We start from the raw sequence: 9972 nt of genomic DNA on the forward strand, positions 1-9972 counted from the left end.
AGTGAATTATTATGGATAGCAATAGCAAAAAAAGAATTAGGAGTTTTAGAGATAAAAGGAAATATACACAATCCTAGAATTATAGAATATCACTCCACGACAGGAAAATTTAAAGACGATGAAACGGCTTGGTGTTCTAGTTTTGTAAATTGGGTTATGACGCAAGCAGGAATTAAAGGAACAAATAGTGCAGCTGCTAGGTCTTGGAAAGATTGGGGTCAAAAATTAGACAAACCAGCTTATGGTTGCATAGGCGTTCATATAAAACCAAATGGATATGGACATGTTGGCTTTATAGTTGGAAAAACGGAAAATGGATATTTGGTGAGTTTAGGTGGTAATCAAAACGATTCGGTTAAACACACAGCATACAGCAAAAATTTCTTTCAATATTTTGTATATCCAAAAGAATATGTTCCCAACTACACATTACCTACGCTTAATAGCAATACAATAAACAAAGGAGAAAAAACAAGATGAAAAAACTACTAGCATTTATATTTTTAGCGTGTAGTGTAGCGTTTGGTGCGGAGAATCTAGCCACAAATCAAGCACAGATTCACACTTTTAAATCCAAACAAAATGATGGCATAACAATCAAGATTCAAGAGTTGCAAGGCACAAAAAAGTGGATTGCAGAAATGAGCGATTATTTTATGTTTAGGGTGATAGATTTTGAGATAATCCACAATGGAAAATTGCTTCTCAAAGACAGGGCAAATGTCCATCCAAATAGCTATCTTGGCGGTGAGAGTGATACTGCGGAAAATGGCGTTGGTTATGACGCGGTAGAATTTTGGAATGAGGGCTATGATAAAGGCAAATGCACTTTGTCGATTAGAATCCAAGATGAGCCCATAGATGAAAATGATAAAGAACAAAGACTAACAATCAGTGGAAATTTAAGCGATTGTGTGTCGCTTAAAGGTATTGTGCTAAAAAATAAAATTTTTTATAGGGTTAGTAAGGAGTAAAAATGACAAAGTTGGTAAAAATTTTAAATAAAGGATATGATTGTGAAAAAATATGCTGTATTTATTGTGTTGTTTTGTGGTAGTTTATATGGGGCGATAATAAAAATCGATGACACTCAAGCAATAACAATGATAGATGAAAGAGAAAAATTTTTTTCAGAAGTATTTTTAGTGCAATATGATGAAACTAAAATACAAAAGGATTCTCAAAATAATCTTGTTTTTATTGATTTGTGTAAATATAGAACAAGTGGCTATGAATTCCCTTGTGGAAATGTAAATGGAGAGGATATAGGTATAAGAAAATATTTTATAAAAGCTAAAGAGATTAAAGAAGCCTATATTTTATTTAGACAAAAACACGAAATGAAAACACTGCCCGATAAAAACTTATATGATTATGGCGAATCAGAATCTAATAAAGATGACGAAGTAGGAACATATTACATACACGATATTAAAGGGAAATTTTGGGTAATTGGTATGGGGTATGATAGTGGTAGCATTACGATTTATAGACAAACAAAAGATTATATTGAAGTAATCTATCAATGGAGTATAGATTGGTAATTCTTAACACACAAAGCAAGACAAATCCATAATAATGGAATCAAGATAGAAAGGAGTAAAAATGAAATGAAAAAACTAATCCTTGCTTTTATGTTGATTTTTGGCCATGCGCAAGATTCAGCGCACATGCAAAGCACACAAAACACCGAGTCCGCTTTTTATAGTGAGTGGTTTAAGCAATGGGGAAATCATAAATGGGACAATAAATCTAGCAACCCTGCCGCTACAAATAAATCTTATGCTTTTGAGAGCGCGTATATTATCATTGATATGATTAAGGCAGATGATATTGCTGGGTTAGAGCTTATATACAAAGCATTAGAAAAGGACAAAGAGCATAATATGGCGTTTTTAAATGGCATTATCGGTGCGCCTACTTTTGAGCAGCAAGCCATAGATTTGGCAAATGCAAAGGCACTTGAATTTTTGCTTAAAAATCATATAATAGACGATGATATAGAGAGTTTGTGCGACTACGCTAATGAAAAGCTAAATGAGGCAAAATCTAATGGTGATTCTAATGCTGTTCAAAATTATGAAAAGATTATTGAGATTTTAGATGAAGTATGAAATATAAATACAAACAGCAAAAAAATAAAGGAAAAAAATTATGATTAAAATGTGCGAGATAAAAGATATTTGTAAATCACACTTTTTATTGTTAAGAGTTTATATATTAACTTTTAATCAAACTTATGATAAAATAAGTTTATAAATTTAAATTCATAAATTAATGATATTTAAAGCATAACATTACAAATAATTCTAAATTTAATAAAAATTCAAAAGGAAAGTCATCTGTGCCACCTTTAAACCCCTTGCTTGAATCTGACATTATAGAATGTATCCACAAAGGCAAAGTCATATTTCAATCAAGCACAAAAGATTTAATGTGTGTGCAAGATTCTAATAATAATGACGCTGGATTGATAAGTTTGCAAGATTTAGCAAATGCTGTCATTATAGGCTGCACCAATAATATAGCTGGAATCCCAAATCCTTGCACGAAATTAGCTAATATCCCAAATTCTATCACTTCATCTTTACTAGAAATTGATAATCAAAAAATAGTCTTAGCCCAAGCAATCTCACAAGTCCTAACCGACAAAGGCTCACCTTTAATCTTACAAGGAGAACCAAAAGCAAAGGATATATTTGAGATTGATGAGAGGATATAGTAGAGAATGCACAAAATGACAATGAGAGTGAAAAATCTAGCGTAGATTCAAGTGCAGATTTAAACAAATCTAATGCAAAATCAAGCAAAGATTCACAATCCACACAAGATTCCCAAAAAGAAATCCTAGAAATGTATTTTAGTTATGGAAAAGAAATGATAAAATTAGGGGACGATGATTCAAGGCATAGCAATGATATGAATTTACATATCGTTACAAGTAGGTATGAGAATGGGGAAGAGATAGAAATTGCACTTAATACAAAAAATGGCATTTTTATATTAAATGCCAATGTAGAAAATAATCAAGCGGCGATAAAAAATATTACAAATATAATAAAACATAGGAGTTAAAATGAGCGAGATACTAACTGCCACTTGTGGAAATAAATCTACAAGCATAGAATGCAAACGACCAAGTTGGGCAAGTGTAAGAAAGGCATACGCAGAGGTAAATGAAATTTTTAAAAAACTTAAAATACAAGGAAAAACCGATAAAGAATGTGCCGAAGCAGTATTTAAACACATAGGCGGAGAACCATACAAAGAATTTTTAAGCAATGAGGCACTAATCAAAAGACAAAAAACGCAAGGGATTAAGCCCAATGAAGTGCAAAGAGAATCGCTTAACTCTTGCGCATTGCGTATTAGTTACGCACTAAATTATAGCTATTTACTTGATAACAAATATTTGATAAAAAATAAAAAATTGCCCATCAATACAGGAAATCTTAAATATGAAAATCAAAGATTTTATGGGGCTGATAGCAATTTATATTATTTAGGAATTTATGGTATAAGGAATTTTTTAACTCTAAATTGGGGCAATAGCGACAAACCATATAACATAGTAACTTTTTCAAATGCAAGTCAAACTAAAAAGTTTTATGACGAAAAGTTTAGTCAGTTTGGAAAAAGTGGCATTGTAGTAATGAGGATTAAGGGATTTAGCGATGCAAGAGGGCATACTACTTTGTGGAATGGTGCAAGTAAAACATTTGAAGATTCCGCAATAAGCAATAATTATTTAAACGGCAAATATGAAGTAAAAGATTTTCAATTTTGGGAGTTAAAATGATAAAAAAATTGCACAAGATATTACTTGCTTTGTCTTTTGCTGGTTGCTATATATGTGTTGCTTTTTCGCAAGATTGTGTTCCAGTAAAAGAAAGTGGCATAGGTGAAGTTAATAAAAAACAAGCGCTTAAAAATTTGGGATTTTTTTATTGTTTGAATTTAGCTGATGAGGAATATGTTGCAAATTTACTTTATAGATTATCCGCCAAAGCTAATTGTTTTAACTACATAAAAATAATGGATTCAAAGGTAGTTTTTGACGAACTAAAAGTATTTATTGATAAAGAGAAAAAAACATCAAATCAATTAGTTTGTGGCAATAATTGCAATAAGCGTGAAAGCGCAGGTATATGCCTATCAATTTATGAGAGCTATTCATTTAACACCGAAATCGAACGAATCGTAAAAAAATACTGCAAAGAATGTGAGTGAATCTATAATGCCACCTTTAAATCCCTTGCTTGAATCTGACAGCATAGAATGCCCCCCACAAAGGCAAAGTCATATTTCAATCAAGCACAAAAGATTTAATGTGTGTGCAAGATTCTAATAATAATGACGCTGGATTGATAAGTTTGCAAGATTTAGCAAATGCTGTCATTATAGGCTGCACTAATAATATAGTTGGCATTCCAAATCCTTGCACGAAATTAGCTAATATCCCAAATTCTATCACTTCATCTTTACTAGAAATAGATAATCAAAAAATAGTTTTAGCCCAAGCAATCTCTCAAGTCATCACAGATAAAGGCTCATCTTTAATCTTACAAGGAGAACCAAAAGCAAAGGATATATTTGAGATTGATGAGGATATAGCCGAATCTGTGAATGAAATTAGCGATAATTCAAATGAATTTAATGCAGATTTAGGCGAATCTAGCGAAGATTCTAGTGAAATACTAACACCACTACCACAACGATATGCAAGTAATGATGATATGGCAATTAGAGATTTTGTAAAATGGCAAGAATGGGAAAAATTTAAGAAATATTATCTCAATATGCACAAAATAAACACTAACGACAGAATAGAATCTAAAAATAGGATAGAGCAAGAAGAAGGTAGGTTAGATAGGTGGGTAAAAAGCAAAGATAATATTTTTAGATATGAAGAAAAGGATTTTATTGATGCTGAAATAAGATATTATAGAATCAAGGGGGCTATTTATGATTTGTTTATGAATAGCCCATATCAACGCATAAATACTTGCACCGCAAGACTAAGTAAAGCACTATATGACTATGGAATATCCATTAAAAGATTAAAAGGTATGGAATCTGCCGATTTGGCATACGCTGGGAAAAACACTAATGATGATAGGATTTTAATAAAAGTTAAAGATATGGTAACATTTTTAAAAGAAAGCGAACATTTTGGAGAGTTAGAAACATATTCAGCAACTAATGGTGCAAATTTTTATCACACATTTTACGATGAATCCTATGACAAATTAGTGTTAAACAAAAAAATATTAAATCAAACACGAGTCGATGAAATACGACAAGATAATGAAAAATTTCACACAAATCTAAACGGCAAAAAAGGCATTATAGCTTTAGAAATAGAGGCTTGGGGTGATGCTTTTGGGCATATAACACTATGGGAAAATAATGATTTTGTCGATGAAAGCGAATTTTTACCCGACAAAAGAGAGTATGTTTTTGTAAAAACACTTTATTTTTGGGAGTTTTCATAATGAAAAAATTGCTTTATACTATTTTGTTATGCCTTATTTTTAGCGCAAATGCTGAACCCCCTACATTAGCCGACACTTACTCTTGCACTAAAAGTGGAAGCACAGAGCAAAGCATTGCTGAAAAGTCTTTTATACAAAATCCAATCAAATACTATAAAAGATGGGCTTTAGCCCATTGCTTAAAATACACTTCAAGTGTGGATAAAACTATGTCATCAGGCTGTGGTAAAAAAATGCCACAAGATATAATAAACCTAAGACATATAGATAATATGACAAGGCTTTTGGGAGGTGAGGCATTAGATGAAGTAAAAGCATATATAGATGAATATTATAAGGTTATTGTCGAATTTTCGCATAAGGGTTATGTAAATGCTTGCTTTGATTTGGTGTATGAAAATAAAGAATTTGACGCCGAAGTAGAGCGAATCATAAAAAAATACTGCAAAGAGTGTAAGTGAGGCAAAGTGCAAAGAAACAAAATCTCAAAAGATAAAATGAAGCGAATCGTAGTGATTTGCTGTGTGCTTGTGTGTGAAATATTTGCCAATCCCATTTACCCAAATCTATTTCAAGCGCAATCTAGTAATTTTATCCACGATTTACGATATGGCACGATAGATAATTTTATGGGCGTGAATCTTTACGAACATTTTGGATTAGATAAATGCTTTTTACATAATGATTTGAGTGAGCGCGCAAAAATGCTTAGCGAGATTGCAAGCAGGGAGCGAGTAAAAATCGTATTTTTTGACTGCTTTCGTCCGCATAGCGCACAAATAAAAGCGCGGGAAAAGATAAGTGATGAGCGATTTGTGGCAAATCCGTATAAAAATGGCTCAAATCATTCGCGAGCAATCGCACTTGATGTTGGATTGGCAAATGAAAATGGTGAGATTTTAGCGATGCCTAGCGAGTTTGATGAGTTTAGCCAAAAGGCATTTAGTGATTATAAATGCCCCAAAGCAGATTCTCAAAAATGTGCTAATAGAGAGAGGCTAAAAGCGATAATGAAAGAGGCTGGATTTAGGGGAATTAAAAGCGAATGGTGGCATTATGAAGCGGACTTTTCGCAAGATTCTCCGCCACTTAATAAAACTCAAATTCGTGAAAAATATCCCATACTTGATTTGCCATAAATGCAAGCGTGAGATTTATTACAATTATCCAAACAAAACTTACTCCACCTTTGGAATCAAACTAAAACTTAATCAAATCCAAGATACTTTTAGCAACAAAGGCAACTTTGAGATTCATCTATGCAATGATGCCTTTATACATTGAGATTCTCTACAATGATTATCTCTACACGGCGGCGTTTGCAGTGGCAAGTGTGCTAACGCTACTTTCAATCATCGCGCTCATTTTGAAATTTATCATTGAAAAATATGAAAGGGCGTGAAGGCGTGAATCTGGGCAAGATTTGCAAGATTGGCGCGAATCTAAAAATTTTTTGCTAAAATCACATTTTAATTTTTAAAAAGGACAAAAATGCAAAATATGACAAACAAAAAGCACTCTGTCTTGCTAGATTTATATAATCATTGCAAAGCACGAAATGATTTTGTATTTCACAATGATTTAGTTAAAGATTTTGCTAAAAAACACGAATTTGGCAACCCATTTGACGCTACAAAACTTGATTCTAGCGATAAATTGCCATCATTTTTTAAAGAACAAGACATTTGTTTGCTTCATTTAGGCAGCGGAAATCACAAATTTATCAAAAGTATAAGCAAACTTTATCATACATTTGAGCCGATACAAGAAAGGATAGAATGGATTTATAAAAAAAGTTTGCTTAATGAATACAACGATAGCGAAAGCAATATTTTAAGTGTGGCGAACAATCAGCACATTTTGCACGATTTTGTCTTTGGTGGGGACTTGGAATTTGAAAATTTACCCATTCAAAAACGCCCCAAAACTTATTTTCCACACCGCACAAAAACTACACTTGAATACTCTTTTGAAAACGAGCAAATAATAGCCTTAAATCAGCAAATTGAAATCGATTTAACGCTCGAATTTAATGCAGTCGTAGCTGTTTTTGAAGCAAAAAATGGCAAACCAAAAGATTTTAATATTTATCAAATTTATCACCCATTTTTGTATTATTACAACTCAAATTTACCTTTGCAAAATATCATTTGTTGCTATTTGTTGCGAAATGAAAATAGTTTAAGGTTTTTTGCCTACACTTTTGAAAAACCATTGCAACTTGATTCAATCAAATTTTTAAAATCAAAAGAATATATTTTGACAAGGGGCTAAAATGGAATGGAATAAAATTTATAATGACGATACATTGAAAATTCTTAAATCCCTGCCAAATGAGTGCTTGGATATGATTTGGAGCGACCCTGATTATAATGTCGGTATCAACTACAATGGTAGCAAATACACGCAAAAATGGGAGGATTATATTTCGTGGTATTGCGAGTTAGCAACGCAGTGTTTGCGAGTGCTAAAACCTAGCGGAAATTTATTTTTAATGAACTATCCAAAGCAAAATGCTTATTTACGGGTGAAATGTTTAGATAGCCTTGCGTATGATGTGAGCGAATATGTATGGGTATATAACACAAATGTCGGGCATAGCAAACGGCGTCTCACTACCGCACACAGAAGCATTATCCACGCCACAAAGTCAAAAAACAATCATTTCTACAAAGACAATATCGCCCTGCCTTATCAAAATCCCACAGACAAAAGAATTTTGCAGCGGTTAGCTGACGGACACAAGGGCAGAATGCCTTACTCGTGGTTTTATTTTGATTTAGTTAAAAATGTAAGCAAAGACAAAACCTTTCATTCTTGTCAGATTCCAGCTCCACTTGTAGAAATGTTTATCAAATCCTGTACAAATGAAGGCGATAGCGTGTTTGTGCTTTTTGGCGGAAGTGGAGGGGAAATTTTATTATGTGAAAATCTCAAACGCAAATGGATAAGCTGTGAGTTGCATAAGCCCTATTTTGAAATGATAAATGATAGGCTACAATCAAATGGGACGATAAAAAATGAATTTAGATTGCCAAATTTTGCGCGAAAAAACTATGAAAATAGCGCAAATAAAGAACAAAGTTTATTTGAAAATGCACTATAAGATTTGCAAGATTGGCACGAATCTAAATTAAAATAATGGAGCGATAAAAAATGCAAAATATAAGCAAAATTTTAATGATTCTATGCCTTTGCTTGTTGGCAAATAAGCGGTGGCAGAGGATGAGGATATTATTAGTTTAGAAAGATTAGAGCAAATCAAAAAAGAGCAAAATGAATATTGGCTACAATTTTTAGCCAAAGCTCTTTATTATGATGATTCACCTGATGCTTTGGTAAGACTTGCTTTTGCTAAAAAGCACTTCACGCCTTTGTGGTATGAAATCATCACAAATGACAAAGGGCAAAAAGTCGCGAAATGGACTTGCTTTAACAATGAAGCCCAAAGAACTTGTCCCTATCGCCTAAAAGCTCCCATTAAGCTAAAAGGCACGCTTACCATTGAGACAAATTATGGTGGTGCTGCTTGTGATACATTTTTTTATACTTGGTTTGAAAATAAGGATTTGCCCACAACTGAAATGGATTTTTTGAATGGTAAGTATTTGCAGATAAAGCCCACTTCGCGCAATCAAAAAGAAGTATTAGCAAAGATTCCAAAATGGCTGCTTGATGGATTTGCTAGGGGAGGTGGGCTATGAAGTGGAGTTTGAAGTGGCAAATATGAGCGGATATATAAGCGATGTTTGGATCAATCAACAGCAAGATATAGCTTTGATAGCAGACTATTCTGCGTGTAGCAGTGGAAGCTATCTTGTCGCTGATAATATTAAATTTATCAAAAAATTAAGCGAAAAAATGGATAAAAATGCGGAATCATATTTGGTAGAATACAGCGAACAGGGAGTGCGCCCATTGACACTTAAAACAAACGATGATTTTGTAAATCTGCGTGAAACCCCAAATGGTGCTATTATAACGCGAATCTATAAAAAAGATTTTAGCGATAGTTTGGTAATAAAAGTCCCGCAAACGCGTTTGCTAGGATTTAATCAAAATCAAAAAATTGATATGTATGATAAAGAATCAAAATGGCATAAAGTGATTTATTTCCCGCCAAATACGCGCAAGACAAAGGACGCAAAAGCGGGATTTATCCACAAATCACAGATTGATTTTGGTGAATGAATCATAAAATGGGAGTGCAAAAAATAAAAAAGTTAGGTTTAGCGATTTTAATTGTCGTGGCGGTTGCTATGGCTTTTGGTGCGGTTATAAGCGTGAAGATTTTAAATGTAAATCAAAGCGATTTGCATTCATTACAATCCGCGCTCAAAGGCAATGCAATCGATTCATTGCTTGTCAAAAAAAGCGATAGAACGCTAAAAGTGTTGGCAAAAGATTCTACATAAGTATCCTCCATCACTTAGATGAGCTAAACCTCTGTTTGTTTCTACTTCTGCATATAGGTATT

At 33.1% G+C, this 9972-nt stretch carries 17 protein-coding genes; all 17 read left to right on the forward strand.

Features of this window, described 5'->3' with window-relative positions:
• A partial coding sequence (locus HCCG_RS10895; protein WP_002957603.1) for a TIGR02594 family protein occupies positions 1–480 on the forward strand: 480 nt, incomplete at its 5' end.
• Positions 477–974, forward strand: coding sequence for a hypothetical protein (locus HCCG_RS10900; protein ID WP_002957604.1), 498 nt, complete (start codon positions 477–479; stop codon positions 972–974). The genes HCCG_RS10895 and HCCG_RS10900, both read left to right, overlap by 4 nt.
• 36 nt (positions 975–1010) lie before the next feature.
• A complete protein-coding gene (locus tag HCCG_RS10905) occupies positions 1011–1544 on the forward strand; it encodes a hypothetical protein (protein ID WP_002957605.1) in 534 nt (177 codons plus the stop codon).
• Positions 1545–1610: 66 nt separating this feature from the next.
• Positions 1611–2114, forward strand: coding sequence for a hypothetical protein (locus tag HCCG_RS10910; protein WP_002957606.1), 504 nt, complete (start codon positions 1611–1613; stop codon positions 2112–2114).
• Positions 2115–2344: 230 nt separating this feature from the next.
• A complete protein-coding gene (locus tag HCCG_RS10915) occupies positions 2345–2722 on the forward strand; it encodes a hypothetical protein (RefSeq protein ID WP_002957607.1) in 378 nt (125 codons plus the stop codon).
• Between the two features lie 155 nt (positions 2723–2877).
• Positions 2878–3075: a hypothetical protein gene (locus HCCG_RS10920; RefSeq protein WP_230197959.1), complete on the forward strand. Its 198-nt coding sequence runs from the start codon at positions 2878–2880 to the stop codon at positions 3073–3075.
• Between the two features lies 1 nt (position 3076).
• Entirely contained in the window at positions 3077–3799 is a 723-nt protein-coding gene (locus tag HCCG_RS10925; RefSeq protein WP_002957609.1) for a type VI secretion system amidase effector protein Tae4, read from the forward strand.
• Positions 3796–4230 (forward strand): hypothetical protein, encoded by a 435-nt coding sequence (locus HCCG_RS10930; RefSeq protein WP_002957610.1) that lies wholly within the window; start codon positions 3796–3798, stop codon positions 4228–4230. The genes HCCG_RS10925 and HCCG_RS10930 overlap by 4 nt, the downstream gene beginning before the upstream one ends.
• Positions 4231–4328: 98 nt before the next feature.
• The gene (locus HCCG_RS11780; RefSeq protein ID WP_015453679.1) at positions 4329–5495 is read left to right on the forward strand and encodes a T6SS effector amidase Tae4 family protein; all 1167 of its coding nucleotides are present in this window, start codon (positions 4329–4331) and stop codon (positions 5493–5495) included.
• Positions 5495–5956, forward strand: a complete 462-nt coding sequence (locus HCCG_RS10945) for a hypothetical protein (RefSeq protein WP_002957612.1) — start codon at positions 5495–5497, stop codon at positions 5954–5956. The genes HCCG_RS11780 and HCCG_RS10945 overlap by 1 nt, the downstream gene beginning before the upstream one ends.
• Positions 5957–5992: 36 nt before the next feature.
• The gene (locus tag HCCG_RS10950; protein WP_002957613.1) at positions 5993–6634 is read left to right on the forward strand and encodes a M15 family metallopeptidase; all 642 of its coding nucleotides are present in this window, start codon (positions 5993–5995) and stop codon (positions 6632–6634) included.
• A gap of 107 nt (positions 6635–6741) precedes the next feature.
• Positions 6742–6897, forward strand: a complete 156-nt coding sequence (locus tag HCCG_RS12300; protein WP_002957614.1) for a hypothetical protein — start codon at positions 6742–6744, stop codon at positions 6895–6897.
• Between the two features lie 89 nt (positions 6898–6986).
• Positions 6987–7769: a type II restriction enzyme gene (locus HCCG_RS10955; protein WP_002957615.1), complete on the forward strand. Its 783-nt coding sequence runs from the start codon at positions 6987–6989 to the stop codon at positions 7767–7769.
• Between the two features lies 1 nt (position 7770).
• A complete protein-coding gene (locus HCCG_RS10960) occupies positions 7771–8601 on the forward strand; it encodes a DNA-methyltransferase (RefSeq protein WP_002957616.1) in 831 nt (276 codons plus the stop codon).
• 109 nt (positions 8602–8710) lie between these two features.
• Positions 8711–9199 carry a hypothetical protein gene (locus HCCG_RS10965; protein ID WP_015453682.1) on the forward strand — a complete coding sequence of 163 codons (489 nt, stop codon included), beginning with the start codon at positions 8711–8713 and terminating at the stop codon, positions 9197–9199.
• Positions 9171–9686, forward strand: a complete 516-nt coding sequence (locus HCCG_RS10970; protein WP_230197960.1) for a hypothetical protein — start codon at positions 9171–9173, stop codon at positions 9684–9686. The genes HCCG_RS10965 and HCCG_RS10970 overlap by 29 nt, the downstream gene beginning before the upstream one ends.
• An 8-nt stretch (positions 9687–9694) precedes the next feature.
• The gene (locus tag HCCG_RS10975; protein WP_230197961.1) at positions 9695–9910 is read left to right on the forward strand and encodes a hypothetical protein; all 216 of its coding nucleotides are present in this window, start codon (positions 9695–9697) and stop codon (positions 9908–9910) included.
• The last annotated feature ends 62 nt before the right edge of the window (positions 9911–9972 follow it).

Origin of the sequence: Helicobacter cinaedi CCUG 18818 = ATCC BAA-847 (assembly GCF_000155475.1) — a bacterium.
GTDB classification, from domain to species: Bacteria; Campylobacterota; Campylobacteria; order Campylobacterales; family Helicobacteraceae; genus Helicobacter_C; species Helicobacter_C cinaedi.